Annotated in this window: 24 protein-coding genes; 8 read left to right on the plus strand and 16 right to left on the minus strand. The window is 60.0% G+C overall.

Translation table 11 applies throughout. The annotated features are described in order from the left end of the window. The first annotated feature begins 5 nt into the window (after nucleotides 1-5). Nucleotides 6-518 carry a MerR family transcriptional regulator gene (locus tag AC06DS_RS07645; RefSeq protein WP_034967731.1) on the plus strand — a complete coding sequence of 171 codons (513 nt, stop codon included), beginning with the start codon at nucleotides 6-8 and terminating at the stop codon, nucleotides 516-518. Here the strand turns inward: AC06DS_RS07645 and AC06DS_RS07650 are convergent. The 6 genes from AC06DS_RS07650 to gndA are packed head-to-tail and all read right to left on the minus strand — an operon-like array spanning nucleotide 515 to nucleotide 6899. Continuing rightward, nucleotides 515-1018 (minus strand): hypothetical protein, encoded by a 504-nt coding sequence (locus AC06DS_RS07650; RefSeq protein WP_477100411.1) that lies wholly within the window; start codon nucleotides 1016-1018, stop codon nucleotides 515-517. The genes AC06DS_RS07645 and AC06DS_RS07650 overlap by 4 nt on opposite strands. Before the next feature lie 23 nt (nucleotides 1019-1041). After that, on the minus strand, nucleotides 1042-1881 hold the full coding sequence (locus AC06DS_RS07655) for a 3-methyladenine DNA glycosylase (RefSeq protein WP_477100412.1): 840 nt from the start codon (nucleotides 1879-1881) through the stop codon (nucleotides 1042-1044). After that, entirely contained in the window at nucleotides 1874-2917 is a 1044-nt protein-coding gene (locus AC06DS_RS07660) for a hemolysin family protein (RefSeq protein WP_448307737.1), read from the minus strand. The genes AC06DS_RS07655 and AC06DS_RS07660 overlap by 8 nt, the downstream gene beginning before the upstream one ends. Before the next feature lie 3 nt (nucleotides 2918-2920). Next, entirely contained in the window at nucleotides 2921-4288 is a 1368-nt protein-coding gene (locus AC06DS_RS07665) for a hemolysin family protein (protein ID WP_477100413.1), read from the minus strand. Between the two features lie 16 nt (nucleotides 4289-4304). Further along, on the minus strand, nucleotides 4305-5453 hold the full coding sequence (locus AC06DS_RS07670) for a DEAD/DEAH box helicase (protein WP_477100414.1): 1149 nt from the start codon (nucleotides 5451-5453) through the stop codon (nucleotides 4305-4307). Further along, nucleotides 5454-6899 (minus strand): NADP-dependent phosphogluconate dehydrogenase, encoded by a 1446-nt coding sequence (gene gndA, locus AC06DS_RS07675; protein ID WP_477100415.1) that lies wholly within the window; start codon nucleotides 6897-6899, stop codon nucleotides 5454-5456. Nucleotides 6900-6943: 44 nt separating this feature from the next. Between gndA and AC06DS_RS07680 the strand changes: the two genes are divergently transcribed. Then, on the plus strand, nucleotides 6944-7423 hold the full coding sequence (locus AC06DS_RS07680) for a PaaI family thioesterase (RefSeq protein ID WP_477100416.1): 480 nt from the start codon (nucleotides 6944-6946) through the stop codon (nucleotides 7421-7423). Here the strand turns inward: AC06DS_RS07680 and AC06DS_RS07685 are convergent. After that, on the minus strand, nucleotides 7420-8835 hold the full coding sequence (locus AC06DS_RS07685) for an NAD(P)/FAD-dependent oxidoreductase (protein WP_293791196.1): 1416 nt from the start codon (nucleotides 8833-8835) through the stop codon (nucleotides 7420-7422). The genes AC06DS_RS07680 and AC06DS_RS07685 overlap by 4 nt on opposite strands. A gap of 180 nt (nucleotides 8836-9015) precedes the next feature. Here AC06DS_RS07685 and AC06DS_RS07690 point away from each other — a divergent pair, with 180 nt between their 5' ends. The 3 genes from AC06DS_RS07690 to AC06DS_RS07700 all read left to right on the plus strand — a co-directional run bounded on the left by AC06DS_RS07690 (nucleotide 9016) and on the right by AC06DS_RS07700 (nucleotide 13271). Next, the gene (locus tag AC06DS_RS07690) at nucleotides 9016-10248 is read left to right on the plus strand and encodes a class I SAM-dependent methyltransferase (RefSeq protein ID WP_476727690.1); all 1233 of its coding nucleotides are present in this window, start codon (nucleotides 9016-9018) and stop codon (nucleotides 10246-10248) included. An 85-nt stretch (nucleotides 10249-10333) separates the two neighbouring features. Next, nucleotides 10334-12013: an FAD-binding dehydrogenase gene (locus AC06DS_RS07695; protein WP_477100417.1), complete on the plus strand. Its 1680-nt coding sequence runs from the start codon at nucleotides 10334-10336 to the stop codon at nucleotides 12011-12013. Beyond that, complete coding sequence (locus AC06DS_RS07700; protein WP_477100418.1) at nucleotides 12000-13271, plus strand: amidase family protein; 1272 nt, start codon at nucleotides 12000-12002, stop codon at nucleotides 13269-13271. Before AC06DS_RS07695 ends, AC06DS_RS07700 begins: the two co-directional genes overlap by 14 nt. Here the strand turns inward: AC06DS_RS07700 and AC06DS_RS07705 are convergent. Further along, a complete protein-coding gene (locus AC06DS_RS07705) occupies nucleotides 13240-14040 on the minus strand; it encodes an SDR family NAD(P)-dependent oxidoreductase (protein ID WP_477100419.1) in 801 nt (266 codons plus the stop codon). The genes AC06DS_RS07700 and AC06DS_RS07705 overlap by 32 nt on opposite strands. Before the next feature lie 162 nt (nucleotides 14041-14202). Between AC06DS_RS07705 and AC06DS_RS07710 the strand changes: the two genes are divergently transcribed. After that, the gene (locus tag AC06DS_RS07710) at nucleotides 14203-15381 is read left to right on the plus strand and encodes an HNH endonuclease signature motif containing protein (RefSeq protein WP_477100420.1); all 1179 of its coding nucleotides are present in this window, start codon (nucleotides 14203-14205) and stop codon (nucleotides 15379-15381) included. Nucleotides 15382-15384: 3 nt separating this feature from the next. Here AC06DS_RS07710 and AC06DS_RS07715 read toward each other — a convergent pair whose 3' ends face one another. Beyond that, on the minus strand, nucleotides 15385-16596 hold the full coding sequence (locus tag AC06DS_RS07715; RefSeq protein WP_287863208.1) for an MFS transporter: 1212 nt from the start codon (nucleotides 16594-16596) through the stop codon (nucleotides 15385-15387). After that, nucleotides 16596-17822, minus strand: coding sequence for a glycoside hydrolase family 1 protein (locus AC06DS_RS07720; RefSeq protein ID WP_477100421.1), 1227 nt, complete (start codon nucleotides 17820-17822; stop codon nucleotides 16596-16598). Before AC06DS_RS07720 ends, AC06DS_RS07715 begins: the two co-directional genes overlap by 1 nt. Before the next feature lie 89 nt (nucleotides 17823-17911). Between AC06DS_RS07720 and AC06DS_RS07725 the strand changes: the two genes are divergently transcribed. Continuing rightward, entirely contained in the window at nucleotides 17912-19171 is a 1260-nt protein-coding gene (locus AC06DS_RS07725) for an alpha/beta fold hydrolase (protein ID WP_477100422.1), read from the plus strand. Between the two features lie 16 nt (nucleotides 19172-19187). Here the strand turns inward: AC06DS_RS07725 and AC06DS_RS07730 are convergent, their stop codons facing one another. Genes AC06DS_RS07730 through AC06DS_RS07740 form a run of 3 tightly spaced genes read right to left on the minus strand, consistent with a single transcriptional unit; the run spans nucleotide 19188 to nucleotide 20406 of the window. Then, complete coding sequence (locus AC06DS_RS07730) at nucleotides 19188-19361, minus strand: hypothetical protein (RefSeq protein WP_448307701.1); 174 nt, start codon at nucleotides 19359-19361, stop codon at nucleotides 19188-19190. A gap of 11 nt (nucleotides 19362-19372) precedes the next feature. Further along, a complete protein-coding gene (locus tag AC06DS_RS07735) occupies nucleotides 19373-20056 on the minus strand; it encodes a YceI family protein (protein WP_293791206.1) in 684 nt (227 codons plus the stop codon). Between the two features lie 17 nt (nucleotides 20057-20073). Beyond that, entirely contained in the window at nucleotides 20074-20406 is a 333-nt protein-coding gene (locus AC06DS_RS07740) for a hypothetical protein (RefSeq protein WP_477100423.1), read from the minus strand. 69 nt (nucleotides 20407-20475) lie between these two features. Here AC06DS_RS07740 and AC06DS_RS07745 point away from each other — a divergent pair, with 69 nt between their 5' ends. Beyond that, nucleotides 20476-20850 carry an RNA polymerase-binding protein RbpA gene (locus AC06DS_RS07745; RefSeq protein WP_293791209.1) on the plus strand — a complete coding sequence of 125 codons (375 nt, stop codon included), beginning with the start codon at nucleotides 20476-20478 and terminating at the stop codon, nucleotides 20848-20850. Here AC06DS_RS07745 and AC06DS_RS07750 read toward each other — a convergent pair. Genes AC06DS_RS07750 through AC06DS_RS07760 form a run of 3 tightly spaced genes read right to left on the minus strand, consistent with a single transcriptional unit; the run spans nucleotide 20841 to nucleotide 23486 of the window. Beyond that, on the minus strand, nucleotides 20841-21632 hold the full coding sequence (locus AC06DS_RS07750; protein ID WP_448307699.1) for a polyprenol monophosphomannose synthase: 792 nt from the start codon (nucleotides 21630-21632) through the stop codon (nucleotides 20841-20843). The genes AC06DS_RS07745 and AC06DS_RS07750 overlap by 10 nt on opposite strands. Beyond that, nucleotides 21625-23052 (minus strand): apolipoprotein N-acyltransferase, encoded by a 1428-nt coding sequence (lnt, locus tag AC06DS_RS07755; protein WP_477100424.1) that lies wholly within the window; start codon nucleotides 23050-23052, stop codon nucleotides 21625-21627. Before lnt ends, AC06DS_RS07750 begins: the two co-directional genes overlap by 8 nt. Next, entirely contained in the window at nucleotides 23049-23486 is a 438-nt protein-coding gene (locus AC06DS_RS07760) for an FxsA family protein (RefSeq protein ID WP_477100425.1), read from the minus strand. The genes lnt and AC06DS_RS07760 overlap by 4 nt, the downstream gene beginning before the upstream one ends. Nucleotides 23487-23543 lie beyond the last annotated feature (57 nt).

A 23543-nucleotide genomic window follows, 5' to 3' on the forward strand; every position in this document is an offset into this window, starting at 1 on the left:
TTTCAATGCAGGATGCCCTTTTCGACGTCCATGGCCCCGACGATGAAGTTGGCTACCGTGTGCCGATCGCCTGTCAGGTAGCTGGCATCACTTACCGCCAGCTCGACTACTGGGCGCGCACCAAGCTCGTCCAGCCCAGCATCCGCAACGCCGCAGGCTCCGGCTCTCAGCGCCTGTACTCCTTCCGAGACATCCTGGTTCTCAAGATCGTCAAGGGCCTGCTGGATACCGGCATTTCCCTGCAAAACATCCGCAAGGCTGTCGAGAAGCTAGAGAACCTGGGCGTCGACGACCTCGCCGGTATTACTCTCGTCTCCGACGGCCACACCGTCTATGAGTGCCGTTCCTCTGAAGAAGTCATCGACCTCCTCAACGGTGGCCAGGGCGTATTCGGCATCGCAGTGCCGGGTCTGATGAAGGAACTCACCGGCACCATCACCTCCTTCCCCTCGGAGAAGGTTGTTCAGGATGCCGCCATCGACGAGTTGGCCGAGCGCCGCCGTCGCCGTATGGCCTAAAGAATCCTTAAGAAAGCTCCACGCGCCCGCTGATCCAACTCGGGCAGCGACTGGTCCCTCAGCTGCGGAGCCAGCACGTCATTCTTCTCTTCTCCGCTCTCCACCTTGGAGACCGCCAGCGCCTCCTCGGCCTTGCTCCGATCAGTCGGCTTCCACAACGGAGCACCTGGCATACCACCCTCACCCCACGCCTTATACGCCGCAATAGCCTCCGCATCCGGCTTTTGCACAGCCTCCGCCTTCAGGCAGTGGTCCAGTTCCACTTCGTTCGCGTCATTGAACTGGCGCACCTTATCCTGTAGCTCCGCCGTATCCTCGGCCCAGATCTTCACCACAAAATCCCCCTGTGGGCACTCCGGTGCTGAGAGCTGATCCTGGTTGTTTCGCGCCAGCATGATCCAACCAGCCACCAGCGCCACAACCAGAATCACGGCCACCAGGGCACCCCAGACCCATCCAGCAACATGATAGTTCTGCTTTCCAGTTGCATGTCGTGCCACGATCGAGTCCTCCCAGTAGTTTTCTATCCAGTGTAGGCCAGCAGCTGCTTGCGGATCTCTTGCCCGCGATCCATTAGCCCCTTTTGCCGCTGTACATACTCGGCCCGCCCCGCCGGAGTCTCGATCCGCACCGGCTCAAAACCCCATTCCCGCAGTTCATAGGGCGAAGCCTCCATATCCAGCCGACGCACATCACAGGCCAGCTCAAAGCAGTCCAGCCACAACTCGCCGGGAACCAGCGGCCCCAATTTCGTAGCCCACTTATACAGATCCATCGTGGCGTGTAGGCAGCCCGGCTGCTCCAACTGAGGCTGTGAGTCGCGGGTGGGGGTGTGGGCGTTGCGCGGCGCGGCGGCGTCGGTAAAAAAGCGATAAGCGTCAAAGTGCGTGCACTTCAACTGCGACTTCTCGACAACCTCGTCCGTACCCCGGGCTCCCAAACGCAGTGGCTCGGGGTGGCGGGGCGCATCCTTGTACACCATCGCCCATTCGTGCAGTCCAAAGCACCCCAGCACTGGCGGGTGCCGGTACGTCGCATCCAACAGCCGCGCGATATAACGCACCGTTTTACCCCTGGCTGCCATGTACCGCTCCACATCCAGGATCCACACATCACCTTGGCGTACATAGTGGTCTTTGTACTGTGGCAGGTCGTCGCCACCATCCCACACCACGGCCTTATTGACGCCCGGATGCCAGTGGCTTAGCTTCCCAGGGGTAGTGGGGTAGTAGCTGAACATAAAGTCCCACACCGGGTGCCTTTCACCCTGTGCGCGGCGCCGGCGGTGCCCCTCGGTGAGGCGCTGCACACGCTCCCTATGAGCCGCCTGCCTTGCGCGCCAGTCGTGCAGAACCTCAGTCATGGGTCCAGTCGCGAACGGTACCGACGAGTTCCTCGATGATGTCTTCCAGGGTGATCATGCCAATGATCTGCCCATTTGCATCCACTACTGCGGCGATGTGGCTCGACGTACGACGCATATTGCGCATCGCGACATCGAAGTTCGAACCAGCCTTGACCTCCAGCAGCGGGCGAATATCCGTCGTATCCAGCTGCCCGTCGGGCTCTACTAGGTTGTCCAGCACATCCTTGACGTGCACATACCCAATCCACTTGCCTGTCGCATCAGTAACGGGGAAGCGAGAGTAGCCCGTCTCCTGCACAGCCTTCTCCACGGCGGCTACCTTCATACGCGGGCCATCCTGGGGGATGCAGTGCACATCGCCGAAGGGGATCAACACTTCGTCTAGCGTACGGCGGGAAGAACCCAGCGCCTTGTTGAGGCGGTTCGCTTCCTCAGGTGCGATAAGCCCCTCAGAGCGGGAATCCTGGATCATACTTGCCAGCTCGGAAGGGGAGACCGTGGAGTCCAGCTCGTCCTTTTGCTCCACGCCCACCAGCTTCAACGTCTTGCGCGCGATCCAGTTCAGCAGCTGCATGATGGGGTTCGTCACCTTCACGAACAGCAGGTGCAGCGGCACCACAAATGTTGCCACTGTTTCTGGCCCAGCCAGAGCAATATTCTTCGGCACCATTTCACCGAGAATGATGTGCAGCATCGTCACCAACAGCAGGGAGATGGTAAAGCCCACCGGGTGCAGCAGCTCTGCGGGCATTCCCAGTGCCTCGAATGGCGCTTCGATCAAGTGCGCGATCGCTGGCTCGCCGACCTTACCGAGCAGCAGCGAGGCGATGGTGATGCCAAACTGCGCACCCGCGAGCATGATCGACAGGTGTTCCGTGGCGTATTGCACGCGCTTGGCACGCTTGTTTCCGGCGGCGATCATCGATTCCAGGCGATCTTTTCGCGAGGAAATCAGAGAGAACTCCACCGCCACAAAGTAGCCGTTGAGTGCCAGCAGGAAGATTGCAAGGACGATAGCCCAGATATCACCCATCACTTAAACCTCCTCTTTCTTCAACGGGCGCAGCAAAACCTTGTCCACGCGGCGGTTGTCCATTTCCTTGACGGTCGCTCGCCAACGTCCGGTCATGCCAGTTTCAAATCCCTCCAGAAGTTCATGGTTGCCGACCGGCAGCAGAACCTCATCGCCCTCCTTCGGGATTCGACCCAGTGTGGCCATAATCAGGCCGCCCAGCGTGTCATAGTCGCCTTCTGGGGCGGTGTAGCCCACCGCGTCCGGTAGCTCATCCGTGCGCACCAGTCCGGAAACTTCCCAGCTGGTGCCGCTCTTGCGGACTTCCTTGTCCTCTTCCACGTCGTCGTGCTCGTCCCACACTTCGCCGAGGATCTCCTCCACGACATCTTCAATCGTCACGATGCCGGCAGTGCCGCCGTACTCGTCGACAACCATCACCAACTGCGACCCCGCGGCTCGCACCCGGTTCAGCACGTCATCGCCGCTTAAGGAATCCGGCACGGAGGGCACGGACTTCATTAGCTGGTTCAGAGTGGTAGTCCGGCGGACAGCGTGGGGGATAGTTAGCGCGTCCTTCACATGGACAACGCCCGCCGTTTCATCCAGATCACCGCGCGTCACGGGGAAGCGCGAGTGTCCGGTCTCGAGCGCCAGCTCGATAAGATCCTGCGCAGTGTCTTCCACGGTCAGAGATTCGACGGTCGACCGAGGCGTCATAATATCCTCCGCGGTGGCGTCGCTAAATTTCAGCGAAAGATCCAGTATTCGCGCTTTCTGCTCGGTGAACCCGCCGTTGCCCGTCGAGTGCCGCACCAGCGCCGAGAGTTCTTCGGCCGATCGTGCCGACGCCAACTCGTCCGCCGGCTCAATTCCCAGCTTCCGCACAATCGCGTTGGCCAGCTTATTCATCCCGTTGATAAACCACTTCAGCGCTACGTTGAACACCCAGACCGGGCGGACAGTCGCACGTGCTGCGTCGAGCGGGTTAGTAATGGCCAGGTTCTTCGGCACAAGTTCGCCGAACACCATGGACAGCACTGTCGCCACGATTAGCGACAGGACCAGTGCAATGGGCATGGCCGCCGCTTCGCTAAGCCCCATGAGCTCCAGCAACGGATTAAAGAACTTCGCCAAAATCGGCTCGGCCAGATAACCGGTGGCCAGGGTTGTGATTGTAATGCCGAGCTGCGCGCCCGACAGCAGGAAAGAGAGCTGCCCATGCGCTTTTTGCACCAACTTCGCGGTGCCATCGCCCTTGGTGCGGGCGTGCTCGTCAATGGTGGATCGCTCCAGACCCGTCATGGCGAACTCCACGGCAACAAACACGCCAGTAAGGCCTGTGAGCAGCACAAAGAGAACTAGCCCAACGACGGAAAGCAGAATTTCCACGGGTGTTCTTCGACTCCTAACTATTCTTCAAATTGGCAACCAACTTGGAACCCGACAGTACGGTCGGGTGCACACCGGCCTTGGCCATCATCTTCTCGGTTGCACGTTGATCCTCTGCGAACGTAAGCGTAACGACCGTGCCACTGGCTCCGGCGCGCGCGGTGCGTCCAGCGCGATGTACATATGCCTTGTGTTCGGCGGGCGGGTCGATATGGACGACCAGCTCCACGTCTTTGACATCGATACCCCGGGCAGCGATGTCTGTGGCGACCAGCACGGAATTTTCGCCTTGCGTGAACTGGTTCAACGCATTTTGACGTGTGTTCTGTCCCTTGTTGCCATGAATGCCCACGGCGGGGACACCTGCCCGCACTAGCTTCTTAACCTGTCGGTCTACCGCATACTTCGTGCGCATGAACATTACTGTTCGCTTGCGCATTTTTCCAATTGCGATGACCAGCTCGTTTCGCTCTTCACGGCTATTCACCACCCCCAGCAGGTGTCGCATCGTGTCCACACTGGCGTTTGCTTCACCCGTGGAGTGGGTCACCGGATCCCGCATGTAGTTATCCACCAGCACCTGTACATCGCCATCCAACGTGGCGGAAAACAGCAGGTGCTGGGCGTTCTTCGGCATGTCATCCAGAATTTTAGTCACCTGGGGGAGAAAGCCCATGTCGGCCATCTGGTCGGCCTCGTCGATAGCGACGACCTTCACGTCGCTAAAGTCCAGCATGCCCTGCCGCAGCAGATCCAGTGCGCGCCCCGGCGTCGCCACGAGGATGTCCACGGGTCTCGCCAGAGCAGTGATATTCCGCTGAATCTTCACCCCGCCGACAACTTCCAGCAGACGCTGACCTGCTGCGTTCGCAATCGGATCCAGCCGCGAACGCACCTGTGTCGCCAACTCTCTGGTCGGCACGAGCACCACACCACGGGGCTTTTTGGGTCGTGACGCCCCCCGCCTCAGAAGCTGAATCATCGGCAGCCCGAACGTGAATGTTTTGCCGGAACCCGTCGGTCCACGGCCTAGCACGTCCCGCCCCTCGACGGCCGCGGGGATGGCCGCAGCCTGGATAGGGAAGGGCTTAGTTATTCCCTCGGCGGAAAGCTCTTTGGTGATGCAATCATCGAGCCCGAGCTTTCCGAACTCTGATCGGGACAATTACGCTTCGACCTCGCTACGGTCGCCGGACCACAGGGTGTGGAAAGATCCCTCGCGGTCAGTACGGCGGTAGGTGTGCGCGCCGAAGAAATCACGCTGGCCCTGGATCAGTGCCGCCGGAAGACGCTCGGCACGCAGGGAATCGTAGTAAGACAGGGAGGATGCGAATACCGGTACCGGGAGGCCCAGCTGGGTAGCCAGGATGACTACGCGTCGCCAGGAATCAATCAAACCGCCCAGTTCGCCCTTGAAGTAAGGATCCAGCAGCAGGGAGGGCAGCTCCGGGTTGGCATCGTAGGCCTCGCGGATGCGGTTGAGGAACTTCGCGCGGATGATGCAGCCACCACGCCAGATGGTGGCGAGGTCGCGGGGATCCACGCCCCACTTGTGCTCTTCGGAGCCAGCCTTGATCTCGTCAAAGCCCTGCGCGTAGGCCACCAGCTTGGAGGCATAGAGTGCGCGGCGGACATCCTCAATGAACTCTTCCTTCGGAACATCCAGAGTGCTGAGCTCGCCAGCAGGCAGGTTGCCGATAGTGGCGTCGCGCTGCTCGCGAGCGCCGGACAGAGCACGGGCGAAAACGGCCTCGCCGATGCCGGTGGTGGGGATGCCCAGATCCAGAGCAGCCTTTACCGTCCAGCGGCCGGTGCCCTTCTGGCCTGCTGAATCGACAATGACATCGATCAGTGGCTTGCCGGTCTTCTCATCCACCTGGGAGAGCACCTCGGCGGTGATTTCGATCAGATAGGAGTCGAGGTCGCCCTCGTTCCAATTCTTGAAAACCTCTGCGATCTCCGCAGGCTCCATACCCGCGCCGTAGCGCAGCAGCTGATAAGCCTCGCCAATGACCTGCATATCGGCGTACTCGATGCCATTGTGAACCATCTTCACGAAGTGGCCGGCGCCATCCGGACCAATGTGCGTCACACACGGGGTGCCATCGACCTTCGCAGCTACGGACTCCAGCAGTGGCCCCAGAGCCTCCCAGGATTCCGCCGGGCCACCGGGCATAATAGCCGGCCCATTAAGGGCGCCTTCCTCGCCACCGGAGATACCTGCGCCAACAAAGTTCAGTCCACGCTCGGACATCTCCGCTTCACGGCGGATCGTGTCGGTGTACAGCGCATTACCACCATCGATGATGATGTCACCTTCGTCCATTTCCTCGGCGAGCTGGGAAATGACGGCGTCAGTACCAGTACCCGCCTGCACCATAATCAGCGCGCGACGTGGGCGCTCCAGTGACTTAACGAAATCGGCGATCGTCTCGGACGGGACGAAGTTGCCGGTGTCGCCGAAGTCCTCCATGAACTTCTCGGTCTTCGCGGTAGTGCGGTTGTAGACGGCCACGGTGTGACCGTTATTGGCAAAGTTCCGGGCGATGTTGGACCCCATGACGGCCAGGCCAACAACGCCAATCTGGGCGGTTCCTTCAGCAGTAGTCATGGTTTTACATCTTACAGGGCGAAGAGTTGGTTAGGCTTAGGCGCATGTCCAATATTTTCATTGAACTAAGTCGTGAAGCCACCGAGCGGGAACTGACCGGCGAGGAGATTTCTACCCTCAACGAGCTGCTCCGGAAGCATCCGACGCTTGACCGCACCCTAGGTGTGCAATACTGCGCCATTGGTCCGAAGAAGCTGCAGCTGGCACTCGAAGTCACCGAGGATCACCTGCAGCCGTGGGGAGTGACGAACGGTGGTGTTTACGCGAGCCTGGGGGAGACCGCCGGCTCTATGGCCAGCTTCGTCGCCGCTGGTGCCGGACCGGCCGTGGTCGGAACTTCGAATCAGACGCACTTTCTGCGTCCGTCGGTAAAAGGCGACGTCATTGTCTCAACCGCGGAAGCAGAGCATATTGGGCGCACCACGCACCTTTTCCGCATCGAGCACATAAATGAAAAAACCGGCAAATGCTGCGCCTTGACTTTCCTCAAGACGCAGGTTGTGCCGGATATGCCGAAGGCTTAGTCAGAGACCGCGCGGGTATCGCGACCCTCGCCGAAGCGCAGGTTGTCGCGCACCTCGATGGAGCGCGTGCCTTCCTTGTCCTCCAATTCGCGCAGCTTGCGCAGTGCGTTGCGTGCGTGCAGCTGCTGGCGGGTAGCTACCAACTGCCAGCGGCGGCGGGACACGGAGTTAAGACCCCAGCTGAATGCAGCGACTGCACGGTTGCGGAAGCCAACCATGTACAGCAGGTGCAGAACCAGCCACATGACCCAGCCCATGAAGCCGGAAACCTCGGCCTTGTTCATCTTCACCACCGCGTTGAAGCGGGAAACGATGGCCATGGAGCCCTTGTCGAAGTAGTTGAACGGCACGCGACCCTCGTGGGAAGTGCCGTTGTTGACCTCGTCCAGGATGGTGGTAGCGGCGTACTGGCCACCCTGCATGGCGACCTGAGCTACGCCCGGCAGGCGGTCCTTGCTCATCATGTCGCCCACGATGAAGATGTTGTGGTAATCGCCCAGGGTCAGGTCATCGTTCACCGGCACGCGACCCGCACGGTCGACCTCGATACCTGCCTGCTCGGCAACGTGCTTGCCCAGTGGGGAGGCGGCCACACCGGCGGACCAGATCTTGGCGTAGGAGGGGATGAAGTACTCTTCTTCGGTCTTCATGTCCTTGTAGCGCACGCCTTCCTTGGAGACATCGGTCACCAGGGAGTTGAGGATGATCTCTACGCCCAGATCTTCCAGGCGGCGGGCGGCCTTGCGACCCAGGCGCTTGCCAAACGGCGCCAGCACCTGCGAGCCACCGTCGATCAGCAGAATCCGGGTGTCCTCGGTGTCGATCTCGCGGAACTCGTCGCGCAGGGTGCGGTGGGACATCTCGGCCAGCTGACCGGCCAGCTCCACACCAGTCGGGCCAGCACCGACAACGACGAAGGTCAGCAGACGCTTGCGCGCCTCCGGGTCGGAGGTGATCTCGGCGCGCTCGAAGGCGCCGGTCACGCGAGCACGAATTTCCAGTGCGTCGTCCACGGACTTCATGCCCGGCGCGAACTCTGCAAACTGCTCATTGCCGAAGTAGGACTGGCCAGCGCCCGCCGCGAGGATCAGGGAATCGTACTTCAACACGGCATCCATGCCACCCAGATCGGCGGTAACGGTCTGCTCGTTGATGTCGACGTTGCGAACCTCGCCCTTGACCACACGGACATTGTCCTGGTCAGCCAGGATCTGACGAATGGAGGGCGCGATCTCGCCTTCGGAGAGGATGCCGGTCGCAACCTGGTACAGCAGCGGCTGGAACAGGTGGTGATTCGTCCGGTCGACGATGGTGACCTTGACGTTTTCGTTCTTAAACTTCTTAGCCGCAAAGAGGCCGCCGAACCCCGCGCCGATGATTACGACGTGGTGGCGGTTAGATGCGCTGGTCATGTAGTTGCTTCTCCTCAAATATGGTTGTTATCCGGCACCATCTTAATTGGTTCAGGCTTGGCCTTCACACCGAGAGCCCCCGGGTTGAGAAAAATTCAACCCATTTCGGTTGCGCCTCGAGAGCAAGAAGTTGTTTTCCTAGTAACTTCGGGGGGAGTTGCAGTGTTAAAGGAAGGCAGGATGACGTCTCCGTACATCGATGAGGAGCGCTGGCCGCACCTCGTGGCCACTCCACAGGCACGCTTTATGGGTCGCCGCGCCGAGGCTGTTACCTCGCGCTTGGAAGCGCTGCTTTCCTCTCATGGTATTTCTCTGGACGCCGGCACGGTGCCGCACATGGTCGTTCGAGATGGCCAGGTGATCGATCGGATGGTCGCGGAGGGGTGGCTCGGTCTAGCGGAGGGGTACATGGCCGGCGAATGGACGGCTGAGCCTCTCCCGGAGGTGCTGGGGGCGCTTCTGGATAGGCCCTTCGAGGGCAAAATGGGAGAGTTCCTCGCTCGCCGCACGCCCAGGCGTCGCGGTCCCGTACCGGGCGAATTGCCCGAGGCGCTCGTTGAGCTTTATGCGGGCGCTACCCGGGCAACTGGTGCAGCGCAGTTCAGCAGTGCCTCGCGCACAAGCGCTCACGACCACGGGATCGATTTCACATGGTTCGGCGACCCCGATGATGTAGATCGCCAGGATCTCGACGACGCCCAGCGGCGTCGTATCACCACCATGCTCGACGAGGCCGAAGTCGGCCCAGGCGACCGCGTATTGGAAATGCCGTCCTCCGGAGGCCAACTGGCAGTACAGGCTGCTCAGCGCGGCGCACGTGTGGATGTGCTGACCAGCGACGAAGATCACGCTGATGCTGTGCATGCCCGTGTGCGGGCCGCCGGGGTAGGGGGTGCGGTGAATGTGGAGGTTATCGCCGGTCCAGTACCTTCCCCCCGACAATGGTCGGGGCGCTACGAGGCCATTTTCTCTGTTGAGCGCATGGAGACTTTGGGGCTGGGTGGCCTCAGCCACTACCTGAAGGCAGTGGATCGCATGCTGTCCGACGATGGTCTGGCAGTAATCCAGTCAATCGTCGCCACCGACGAGCTCCGCGAGACTGCCAAGGAATCCCTAGACGTCATGCGCGCATACGTATGGCCTGCCCTGGAGTACCCCACAGCCCAGCAAGTGCGCGAAGTCACGGCCGAGCACACTCAACTTACCGTTGTTGCAGAGAACAACCTGAGCGGCCACCTACGTGCGACTTTGCCACTGTGGCGCGCGAACTTCCTCTCCCGCGAACGCCAAGCCGCCGCAGCGGGCTTCGACCCAGTCTTCCGCAGGCTCTGGGATTACCAGCTGGCGCTGCATGAGGCTCTGGCAACCACGGGGGATATCGGCTGCGTCCAATTTGTTTTCGCGCCGAAGTAGTTTTCCGATTTTCCCTCCGGAGATCACCGGATAGTTTTAGCGTAATAATAACTATTCGTGTTTGACCTTCGAGAGGATCCCTCCTGTGACTACTCCCACCAACCCCGATGTCATCATCGTCGGCGCCGGTCTAGCCGGCCTTGTCGCTGCCTATGAGGCGCAGAAGTCGGGGCTGAAGGTCCTGATCCTGGATCAGGAAAACCGTAACAACCTGGGCGGACAAGCTTTTTGGTCGCTGGGGGGCCTGTTCTACGTGGGCAGCCCGGAACAGAAGCTGATGGGCGTAAGGGACTCCGAGGAGCTGGCCTGGCGCGACTGGGAGAACTCAGCACAGTACGACGATTCCAACAACGACTACTGGCCCCGCCGCTGGGGTAGGGAATATGTCCGCTTCGCCGCGACGGAAAAGCGCGACTACCTCAAGGCTCTCGGTCTCAACGTTCTTCCCACCGTCGGTTGGGCCGAGCGCGGCTCCGGCGACGCAAGCGGCCACGGTAACTCCGTACCGCGTTTCCACCTCACCTGGGGCACTGGCCCCGAGGTCGTTCGCGTTTTCCGCGAGCCCATTGAGGCCGCCGAGGCTGAGGGCAAGGTCGAGTTCCGCTTCCGCCACCAGGTCGACGAACTCATCCTAGAAAATGACGCTGTCGTCGGCGTGCGCGGCAGCGTGCTGGAACCGAGCGATTTGGACCGCGGCGTGGCGTCATCGAGAAACACCGTTGGCGAATTTGAGCTGCGCGCACGTGCGGTGGTCGTGACCTCCGGAGGAATCGGCGGCAACCTGGATCTCGTACGCCGCGCTTGGCCGACCGACCAGTGGGGGCCGGTGCCGAATGACATGGTTACCGGCGTGCCCGCCCACGTAGACGGCCGCATGATTCAAATCTCCAACAATGCCGGTGCGAACCTGGTGAACACTGACCGTATGTGGGCGTACACCGAGGGAATGAAGAACTGGAACTCCATCTGGCCTGGCCATGGCATTCGCATCATCCCTGGCCCGTCCTCGCTGTGGATTGATGCGACCGGTAAGCGATTCCCCTCTAACCTCATCCCGGGTGGCGACACAATCTCCACCATGAAGCACATCGGCACCACGGGCCACAGCTACTCTTGGTTCATCCTCAACAAGACGATCGCCGACAAGGAATTCATTTTCTCCGGCTCCGAGCAGAACCCAGATCTGACCATCAAGAAGGTCAAGAACCTGCTGTCCAAGGTAGGCCCCGGCACGCACCCCGCGGTCAAGGCCTTTATGGACCACGGCGAGGACTGGGTGGTCGCCGATGACCTCGGTTCCCTGGTCGAGGGCATGAACGCCATCGCCGATGACGATGCACCCGCCCTTGACGTACACGATCTGCGCCGCATCATCGAAGATCGTGACTCGCAGATCGACAATAACTTCAGCAAGGACGCGCAAATCAACTACATCCGCACTGCCCGCGGGTACCTCGGCGACAAGATTGTCCGCTGTGCCGCGCCGCACCGCCTACTCGACGAGTCGAAGGGGCCGCTTATCGCCGTCAAGCTGCACATCCTGACCCGCAAGACCCTCGGCGGCATCGAGACCGATCTTTCCGGGCGGTGCCTGCGCACTGATGGATCGGTGCTGCCTGGCCTCTATGCCGCAGGCGAGGTCGCCGGTTTCGGTGGCGGCGGTATGCATGGCAAGAATGCCCTTGAAGGCACCTTCCTCGGTGGCTGCATCCACTCCGGCAAGCGTGTTGGCGAGAACCTGAAGGCGACCATTGCTGAGCTCTAGTCAGTGGCGCACCGCTGCCCTTGAGCACGGCGCCGTCCCTCTTATCGAACGCACCCTGCGGCGTATCCGCGCTCAGGATCGTAGCCTCAACGCGATCTCGGTCCTGCTAGACGACGAGGCACTTGCAACTGCCGCCGACCTTGATTCGTCCAGCAACCCCGCACCGCTGCATGGCGTGCCGGTGCTCATCAAGGAAGAAGTTGATGTCCGCGGGGTGCCCACGACCTACGGCACCAATGCCAACCCCACGCCCGCGGCCTCCGACGACGAGATCGTCCGCCGACTCCGTGCCAGCGGTGCGATCATCCTGGGCAAAACCACTATGCCTGCCTTTGGCGCTTTCCCTTTCACCGAGTCGGAGGCTCGCGGTATCACCCGCAACCCGCACAACCCACGCTTCACCCCAGGCGGCTCTTCCGGAGGCTCCGCGGCGGCCGTTGCCGCTGGATGGGTGCCCTTCGCCGTTGGTGGCGACGGCGGCGGTTCTATCCGCATCCCCTCGGCCCATTGCGGTCTCTTTGGCCTCAAACCCGCCCGCGGTACTCTCCCCGGTGAACTGTGGTGCCGCCTCGGCACTGCTGGCCCCATCGCCCGTACTGCACGCGACTGCGCCCTTCTTTTTGACGCCCTATTTGGCTCCGAAGCCACCGAATCTGAGGTGGCGTCATTAAGGATTGGCGTAAACCTCCAACCGGCAACGCCACTGACCCCACCACACCGCGACCATGTCCGGGCAGTATGCCGTGTTGCCGATCAGCTGCGAGGGCTGGGACACACTGTGAGCGACTATGCGCTGCGGCACAAGGATCCGACGGCGGCTTTCGTCACGCAGTTCTTCGCGGGGATTCGGGAGGAGATCGCCGGGCTGGAGTATCCCGAACGTATCGAGGGGCGCCACAAAGTTACGCACCTGGCAGGTGCATGGGCCCAGGGGCCGGTGCTGCGTTGGGCGGAGAAGTTCTCCGACGAGCTGGGGGAGGAGCTGGATCGGGTGTTCGAGGACGTTGACGTGCTCCTTACACCAACGGTGGCCTCGCGCCCGGCGCGCGCTGGTGTGCTTTCCGGGAAGGGGATGTTGGCGGCACAGATCGCGAGTTTGCCCTCGGTTGCCTTCACAGCGCTGTGGAACGTTTCCGGGCATCCGGCGATGAACATCCCCGCAGGTAGAGGAAGAGATGGCCTGCCCGTTGGTGTACAGCTCGTAGCACGCGACGAGCGGCTACTTCTTAACCTTGCCGCTTCATTATCCGCGCCATAGCTTCCGTCATGACGCGCCGTGGCATGCGCTGCGAGATGCTTGTTAGCACCTTGTTGCGCGCGCCCGCGACTACCGACGGCGGCGGCGACTTGCGCAGCAGTGCTTCGATTCCCGCCGTCACGACATCGTGGCTGCTCATGCGCTTGAGCCCGCCGTCGGCTCTGTCACTGCCGGCGACTCGGAAAAACTCCGTCTCGGTTGGCCCCGGGCACAGCGCCATGATTCGCACGCCAGAGCCCTTTCGCTCTGCGTATAGGCCTTCGGTAAACGACAGCACAAACGCCTTCGTCGCACCATAGACCACCATGCCAGGGGAGGGCTGGAACCCTGCAATGGATGACACATTGAGGATGAACCCATTGCCTCGATCTTCGAACCGTGGCAGAAACATGTGAGTCAGTTCCACTAGTGCGTGGACATTGACCGCGATTTCTGCGCGCAGGCTATCTGTCGGGATGTCGCTGAATGACTCGTAGTTCGCGAAGCCTGCGTTGTTGATCAGCGAGGTTACCGTGATCCCGCGCGTGGACAGCTCCCATGAAATCTCGCCGGCCACGCCATGTTCGGATAGGTCCTTCGCTATAACTTCGACCTTTACTTTGTGACGCCTCTTAATTTCGGCCGCAATCTTGTGCAGCCGATCCTGACGGCGTGCGACCAGCACGAGATTTGCGCCCTTTGCTGCCAGCTGGGAGGCGAATTCTTTGCCTAGGCCTGAGCTGGCGCCTGTGATGAGGACGGTTTCCTGTGAGAGGTCTAAAGTGCTCATACCTTCATTTGTACATGAATGTCGGCGGGCTGGAAGGTTGGCTTTCTAATTAGAAAACGCGTTCTACTTAAACTAAAGAGTTAGCATTTTATTTGGTAAAGGTATTGACTAATGTAGAACGGGTGTTCTAAACTATTGTTAGTTCACCAAAAGGGGATGTGTATGACCACCACACTCACCACTGCCAATACAGTCACAAGACCTCCCGATACTGCCGAGCCTTACTACCGCCTTGCGTGTTCCGATGACCCGTTGACTGTCACATCGCGGTCATTGAACCTGACCCATTTGACTATGGTGGAGCAGTCTACTCCGGCGCCCGACGACCTCGTTCCGGATCATGTTTCCAAGATTGCGGTGCGCTTCGGTATTAGCAAAGTGGTAGCTACCAACTATGCTGACGCAGGCCTGATGCTTCAGGCTTTCCCGCGTATTCACGAGCTATTCCGGTGCGGAGCATTTTCGATTCGGCACATACAGCAGGTCACCGAAGCGGTTCAAGCAGTCGCGCCCGGCGAACGGGCCGACGTGGAAGAAGAGATCCTCAAGGCGTTGAGACCCACCCGTCCGAATCAGCAAGTGCCCACACCACGAGCGGTTTACAACAAGATCAAAGCAGTCATTGGCCGGCCGGATCACATTCCGCCCATGGATACAAACTCTCCTGAGCTTTTTATAGACCGCAGCAGATGCGAAACAACGGTCTTTACCCTGACCGTTCCGCGGCTGAAGGGCGTGGAGTTGCACAAGGCTGTTAAGGCGGCCTCTAAGAGGCACAGTTGCACGATGGGCGAGGCCTTTCTGGCGATGCTCGAACAGAACATCACCACCGAGGTCACTTTAAACCTATATAAGGCCGTCGACCCACAACCCGGCGGGGTATTCGCTGAAGACCATTGGTTGAGCGACGTTGCCAGCCGTAAGTGGCTCGCGAAGGTCACTCACCTGGCAGCCCCCGGCTATACCGCGACGAAGGGCTACCAGCCGACGGAGCTGCTGCGGGCGTCAGTAACCGGGCGTGATGGGCACTGTCGCTTTCCGGGGTGCGACGTTCCGGGATACGCCTGTGATGTCGATCATGTGCATCGCCATGCGAATGGAGGGCCGACGACCACTGCGAACATGCATCTACTGTGTCGCACGCACCATCGCCTGAAAACAGCCGGCACTTGGGACATCGAGCTGCATGCGGATGGCACGGAGGTGTGGACTTCTCATGGAGACGGCCACGAGATCGTGACCGTGCCCGGCGGGCCGTTGACTCGCGAGACTTTCGCCGAACGGGGTGTTCGGAAAGCGCGGGTGGCGCGCACATTCAGCGAAGAGGAACCACCGTTCTAGTCTTTACTTTGAGGAGGTCACAGGCAGCACCATCACAGCACCGACGATGCAGATGATGCTGCACATAAGGAACATTCCCGGATAGTCGAAATGTCTTAGGGCAAGGGCGGCCAGACCGCCGCAGAACATGTTGCTCACTCCCTGGGTGAGCGACATGAGTGATACGTCGCGCGCGCGGTTCTTCTTACTGGGCAGCGACTCATTGACCATGGCCTGATCCACGCTACTGAACACGCCCCAGCTAATCCCCAGCAGTGCCGCCGCGACATACACGAGACCCATGCCGCTGGCGACCGTCATCAAGCCCGTGGCCATGGCGACTCCGAAAGCGGAAGTGATAACCAGAATCTTGCGCCGTCCCAAGCGATCGGAAAGATTGCCGCTGACGATCGCCGTGATGATCGTGAACACCGCATACAAGACGGTGAGCGCCAGCACGCCCGCATCCGGATCCGGTACGCCGATGTGGTCGCGCAGGTAATACAGCAGATAAAACAGGCTCGTGTAGTTGGCGAGGTGGATGACAAAGCGACTGCAAAAGACCAGCCAATAGTTGCGATACGACCCCTCATCGCCGACCGTCACGGACAGCGAATTATGCGGTCGGACGTGTACATCAACGCGGCCGCGCCCGACTGCGAATTGGAAGATGAAAAGAAGGGAAATGACGCCGACAGCCCAGTACGCCTGCTGAATCGGCAAAGCCGTCGCAACTGCGGTCCCGCCGACAATTCCAAACGTGTATGTTGCGCCGACGATTCCGGAAACCAACCCGAACTTCTCCTGCGGCACAACATCGGCGGTGACCGTCATGAGGTTATTCGTTACGAAAGCAACGAACACCTGCACCAGGCACCACAGCCCAGTCAGAACCCAGAAGCTGGGCGTAAAAGACATCAGCAGCAACCCCAGGGTGGCCAGCGGCGCCGCCAATAACACCCATGGCAGGCGCTTACCCCAGCGATTCACCCAAAACCAGCTGCGGTCTGCAATGTAGCCGGTCAGTAGGCTGGAAACGACGGCAGTGGCTCCGCCCAGCATCATCATCAGGGCCAGAGAATCTTCCTTGGTATCCGGGCGCAGCTGGATCATCTGCAACCCCAGCAAAAGCTGCGTCGGTCCAGCCCAGGAAAATACTGAACCGAAAAAAGCAATGCCGAACTTCCAATAGAACAGTCGCGGCTCGCGTTCGGCGGCGGTGAGTGTTTGCAACATTAGTGGCCTTCCTCACGGAACTTCGCATCAATTTCTGGGGTAATAGCACCCTCGCGGATCAGTTCCTGCAGTAGTCGCCCCGCGGGTTTGACCTGCCGTTCTATATCCACCACACCGAACTTCTGCGCCATGCCCTCCGACCACTCCCAGTTGTCGACGAAGCACCAGTGGTAGTAGCGCTCGACCTCGGGCATACGGGACAGCTCCGCCAGGTGGTCCAGAATGAAAGCGCAGCGGAAGCGCTCGTGGGCATCGGCAGTGCCGTTTTCCGTGATCCACACGGGCAGCTGGTAGCGGCGTGCCAATTCGCCGGAGACCTCGGAAATCCCCGGCGGGTAGATCTCCCAGCCGAGATCATTGGTTGGGGTGCCGGGGAACGTGGCGTCGGAAAAACCGCGAACTGCTGTGCGCGAGTAATAGTTGATGGCCACAGCGTCCGCGAAGACCCCGCCGCTGGGAACTTCGATGTCTGGGCGGCCGAGTAGGGGGTGGAAACGCCCCTCGAAGAACGCGGGTTCGATTGCGCCCTGGAATAGCCACTCGACCAGGGGTGTAAGGGCGCGGTGGAGGAGGTTGCGCGGGTTCATGGGGGCGAAGACGCGCCGGTGGTGGGCGAAAGTTACGCGCGGAGACTCGAGGCGTGAGTGGATGCGCTGGTAGGCGAGTAGGTGAGCGGCCGCCATATTGCGCAAACATGGACGGACTTTAGCGAGGCCGCCGCGGCCGGGTGGGGTGGAGCCGAAGAGATAGGCCTCGGTTGTGAAGACATTAGGCTCATTGATGGTGATCCAGTCGCGCACGATGTCGCCGAGGTGGTCTAAGACAACGTCGACATAGCGGAGGAAGATCTCCGCATTGGCCTCGCGGGTGAACGCTCCGCTAGCTTCGAACCACGCGGGATGGCCGAAGTGATGCAGCGTAACGAGTGGTTCAATGCCACGTTCCCGCAGGTCCAGGAACTCTTCGCGGTAGCGTTGCAGGGCTTCGTGGTCGTAGCGGCCAGGCTCGGGCTCGACGCGCGACCATTCCACGCCGACGCGTGCGATCTGTAGTCCGAGGTCGCTCATGAGCTGGTTGTCCTCGCGCCAGCGGCGCCAGTGGTCAGTGGTGGGGTGGGGAGTGGTGCCGTCTTTGGCGATCCATTCGCTCCAATTGTTGGGGCGGGGTGATCCTTCGATCTGTAGTCCCGCCGATGCTGTACCGATGCGGATGTGGCTTAGGTCCATGAACTTAACTTATTGACGCCCTTAGTTTCCTTTGGCTAAGTTTTCCGTTTTTACCCCAACGGGGGTAGTTGGTTTGTTAGAACTAAGCAATGATCAAAAAGACGACAGCGCTCGCATGCGCTACAGCCATTGCAATTGCCGGATTCGCTACGCCTGCTCAGGCGGCGGAAGTGACGAAGAGGGAGAAGGTCGCATATTCCAATGTGTTCGGCGATCTGCATATGAGAATGCCGAAGACGGTGGATCGGATCGAGTACACGACGACCACCTCAGAGGGGAAGAAAGCGCAGGTCAGTGGATATATTGTGGAGCCGGTGGTGGAGTGGAAAGGCAAGGGGCCACGCCCAACGGTCGTCATTGGCCGCGGAACGGTTGGGCAGGGTGACCAATGTGCGCCGAGCAAGAACTGGCCTCTGGATGGGCAGCCGGATCCGATCAAGTCGAAGCGTTTGGTGAACCTGGAGGGAATCTACGACTGGGTATTTGCCTCTAAGGGCGTGCGTGTGGTGGTGACCGACTATATCGGCATGGGCACCCCGGGTGTGCACACATATATGAACCGGGATGACCAGGCGCACGCGATGTTGGATGCAGCGCGGGCTGCGGGGGTGGGCGACGGTCCGGTGGCGTTTTACGGGCACTCGCAAGGTGGTGGCGCATCTGCAGCGGCTGTGGAAGCAGCAGGTGACTATGCGCCGGAACTGAATGTGGTGGGTGCGTACGCGTCCGCGGTGCCTGCGGACTTGGGGGCCGTGCAGCGCAATATCGACGGTTCGGATCTTATGGGGGCGATCGGCTTTACGATTAACGGCTTGCTGGAGCGCTATCCGCACCTGCAGCCGCTGTTGGATAAGCACCTCAACGAAGAGGGCAAGCAGGCGCTGAAGGATCTATCCACGATGTGCACCGGGGAGATTACGGACAAATACGGGCACAAGAAGACCAGCGAGTGGACAAAGTCGGGCAAAACGCTCGATGAATTGTTGAAGGAGATGCCCGAGGCGCGGGAAGCTATGGAGGATCAGCGCATTGGACTTAAGCGTCCGGTGGCGCCGGTGATGGTGATATCTGGGCGTCACGACAAGAACGTTGAATACAACCAGGCGAAGGAACTAGCTCGCACGTGGTGCGCGAAAGGTGCGCAGGTGGAATACCGCGACGACATCATGCCACCGGTGGGCGAATACAATCACTTCATTCAGGCGGTGACAGGTGGTGCCTTTGGTATCGACTTCATTCTGCAGCGTTTCCGCGGCGAACCGCTGGGGCGGACATGCGAGGCGCCAGTGGGGCAGCTGCAGGGCTCGGTGGAAGGAAGCGCAGCAATGCCGAACGTGATTGGAAGCTAAAGTGTCATAATGTATATTATCGGCTTTTGCTGGCTTGCCACAGCTGGAAGCAGGTGCCGGCCAGGAATAGCACGCAGAACGCGGCGAAGACATACGTCAGCGTCGTGCCCTTCCACAGCAGATAGCCGATAAAGAACAACAGCACGACGATGCGCATGATGCGCGAGTATTTCAGTAACTCTGGAGACATAGCTCCTAAGCCTACTTAACTTGTTCTAGTACCAGCAGCACATCCAGAGTGCCTTGGTCTGCAATCGTCGCGGCGACGAACTGTGGAGTCGCGATGTCAAAATCGGAACGCTTAAACGGAATGTTGCCCTGCAGGATTACATGCTCGCCAGTGCGCAGAACCTTCAACTCGGCGGTCATTTCTTTCTTCTTGCCGTGGAGTTCCAAATCGCCGGTGACGCTCACAGTATCGGTCGTGCCATCATCCGGCAGTTTGGAGACATCTGCGGGCTTAGTCAGCGTAAACGAGGCTTCCGGGAACTTATCGGTGTGCAAAATGCTCTTGCGTACGTTGATATCGCGCTTTTCAACGTCACTGCTGATGCTGGCAACATCGACGGTGACTTTACCTTCGGTGAGCTTCTTGTCCTTGACCTTGAAGTCTCCCTTGACGTCTTCCGTGCGACCCGAGGTGGTTTTGGCACCCGCCGGGAGCTTCTCGTCGAACGTGTAGCCAGCCTGCGAGACATTGTCGCCGGCTCCCCTCACCACATGCCAGGTGCCGTCCATGGCTACGGTAGCAGGCTCTCCACCTGCGGTAATGTCCGCGGTGCGGAGCCCGCGGTCGCTAAAGAAATTCACGACCAGTGGCCCGAAGGCCATCAGCACGCCAACGACCATGCCAATAACGGCGAGAGTGATGATTCCCTTACGCATGCTCTATAGCATAACCCTTAGTGTCTGCGACCTCGAAGTTGCTCGACGCGGTGAGCCAGGGCCTCTAGTTCTGACGCCAACTCCTCCACTGTCTCGGCCGGCTCCCCTTCCCGCACCGCGGTGCACAGGTCTTCGGCGGCGCAGCGGAGTTCGAATAGCTGATCGTGAAACTGCTCGACTGCGCTAGCCGGCAGAATGATGGAATCCTTGGGAATCGACGTGCCCGCAAGCTGGGCACGCTGCTCATAAGCGCGCTGGCGACAAGACTGGCCGCAATATTTACGCGGTCGATTCGTCGGGCCAGGTACAACTTCCCTGCCGCACCAGAGGCAGTGCTTTGGTCGAGGCATGGAACAATTCTTCCCGGTTCTTCGTTGTTATGATGGATTAGTTCGAACTAATTGAGGAGTGATGAAAAGATGGCCGATCGCGTACTGCGCGGAAGTCGCATGGGTGCCGTTTCTTATGAGACGGATCGCGACCACGATCTGGCTCCCCGCCAGATGGTGAAGTACCGCACCGAGGCTGGAGAAATCTACGAGGTTCCCTTCGCCGATGACGCGGAAATCCCGCAGGAATGGATGTGCAAGAACGGCCAGCTAGGCACGCTGGTAGAGGGCGAAGGGCAGGAATCCAAGCCCGTCAAGCCCCCTCGTACTCACTGGGACATGCTGCGTGAGCGTCGCAGCCTCGAGGAACTCGACGAACTGCTTGACGAGCGCATCGAACTCCTCCGCAAGCGCCGCCGCACCGCGGTGAAGCTCATGAAGGAGCAGGAAGCGGCTCAGAAGTAGCGACGTACGGTGCCAGCGCCGATGCGCCAGGACTCCTGTGCCAGGTTCTTCACCTGGTTGTAACGGTGCGTGGCACCCCACTTCGTCACCTGGACCAAAGCCTCGGAAACGATATTGCCGCTCATCTTGGAATCACCGATTTCACGCTCGGTGAAAGTGATCGGAACTTCGCGGACGTCAAAGCCGGCTTCGACGGCGCGCCATGCTAGGTCCACCTGGAATACATAGCCGGCAGAATCAACGGCATCGAGATCGATGCCCTCCAGCACCTCGCGACGATATGCGCGGTAGCCACCCGTGATATCGGACAGACCCGCGCCCAGAGCCATGGAAGCGTAGACATTGCCACCGCGGGACAAAACCTGGCGGCTGACCGGCCAGTTTACGGTCTTTCCGCCCTTGATATAACGGGAACCCAGAACCATTTCCGCTCCCGCATCGATGCGATCCAGCAGCAGGTACAGCTGCTCGGGAGCGTGAGAACCATCCGCGTCCATTTCACACAGGATCTCGTAGTCACGCTCCAAGCCCCAGTGGAAGCCAGCGATATAAGCGCCGCCCAGGCCGCCCTTGCCACCGCGGTGCATCACGTGAATCTTCGGGTTTTCAGCGGCCATCTCGTCGGCCAGCTCACCGGTGCCGTCCGGGCTGGAATCGTCGACGACAAGCACGTCCACACGCTCGGGCTCGGCCTTCAGCAGCCGACCAATAATGAGCGGAAGGTTTTCCTTCTCGTTGTAGGTCGGGATGATGACCAGGGTTTTATCGCTGAGCTTATTCATGAAAAGCTTTCTTACCTCTCCTATATGTAAATGCCACGGACAGCAGCCCCAGGATAGCTAGAATCCGCTCTACCCATGGGCCGACGCGAGCCGACAGTGTCATTGTATCGCTTAGAGGCAACTCGGCCTCGAGGGCGTCAGAGGTGAAGATACCCGTCCGCTGCTCGACGCGCCCGTCGGGAGCGACAATAGCCGAAACGCCCGAGGTCGCGGCAACGACTACGGAACGATCGTATTCCTTTGCTCGCATACGCGACATGGCCAGCTGCTGGTAGGTCATGTCCGTGAAACCAAAAGTGGCGTTGTTCGTGGGGCTTGTCAGAATCTGCGCGCCACCGCGCACTGCCGAGCGGAACGCACCATCGAAGCTAACCTCATAGCATGTGGCCACACCCACCGGAATTCCTGCCATGTGGACCACACCGTTATCGTTTCCAGGCTGGAAGTTACCGGCGCGATCGACATACTCGCTGAACTTCCGCAGGAAATCCCGGAAAGGCATGTACTCGCCGAAGGGCTGCAGATAGTGCTTTACATGCTTCTCCCCCGGCCCGTTTTTGTCCCACACCACCATCGTGTTGTGCTCCGGGCTAACGGTACCTACGAGGATTGGTGCGTCGATGGAGCGTTGCGCTTTCTCGACCTGCTGGCGGGCGGTGGCATCGGTAAACGGATTGACGTCCGCTGAATTCTCCGGCCAGATAACGATGTCCGGGTGGGACTCCACCTTTTCTGTGCGACGCACGTGGTTATCCAGCACAGCGCGACGCTGCGCATTGAAATCCAGTCCCAGGCGTGGCACATTGCCCTGCACCGCCACGACATTCACGGTGCGGTCGGCGGAGGGCGCGGGGATCAGCAGCGCATAGGCGCCGACCAGTGCAACCACACCGGCCAGTGCGTAGGCGGGAACCACGTGTTTGCGGATGCTGAGTGCGAGGAGCAGACCAATCAGCACAACGGCGAAGGTGACAACCGAGGGACCGCCGAGGCGTATCAGCCAACTCAGCGGGCCACTCGCCTGCCCCCATGCGATGCGTCCCCAGGGAAAACCGCCGAAGGGGAAAGAAGATCGCAGCCACTCCACAGCGACGAACCAGGTCGGAATGCCGACGATGTGGGCCGTGAGGGGGCGTCGAAGCAAATACTTGAGGCCTACGCCGAAGAGCAGGCTATAGAGGGACTGAACAACAGCCAGGGCGATCCACGCGGCAGCGCCGACGAACTCTCCCACCCACGGCAGCAAAAGACCGTAAATGGCTAGACCCTGCACCCAGGCCATCAGCATGGCATGGCGGGAATCAGCAAAGTAGAACAGCAACGCGAACCCGAGCGGCGCGGCCCACCACAGGCCGGTCGGCTCGAAGGAAGCGAAGACCATCACGCCGCTGAATACAGCGACGAGGATCTTAAGAATCATTCGTTTTCGCCCGCGCGGTGGTCAATAACGTCTCCCCAACCGCCCGAGTTCTGGATGCGATTGACGCGTGTGTAGGTTGTGACGCCGAAACGCTCCAGAGAACGGCGGGCTGCTTGACCCAACATTTTGCGGATCAGCGTGCGCGTCGGAGGAATCAGGAAGAAGATTCCCAGGAAACTAGAGACAATACCCGGTACTGCAACACCCACCGCACCGACCATGGACAGCGCCATATCGGCAGTTAGAGCGCCCGGGCGATCATTCTGGCTCAGCGCGCGGACGGTCAGCTCGCGCATCTGCCACGTAGCGAGGGCGAGACCCAGCACAAACAAGCCCAAAAGAATCAGAAGCGCCCAGCCCCAGCCGATCCAGACTCCCAACAGAATGAAGGCGATGAGTTCCACAACCAGATACACGGCAGGTAGAAATTGCATGATGGTTTGGAGGCTCCTATAGTATCCGTCTGAAAAATTGTTATGAAAACGCGATCT

Source organism: Corynebacterium sp. TUM25015 (genome assembly GCF_056393505.1).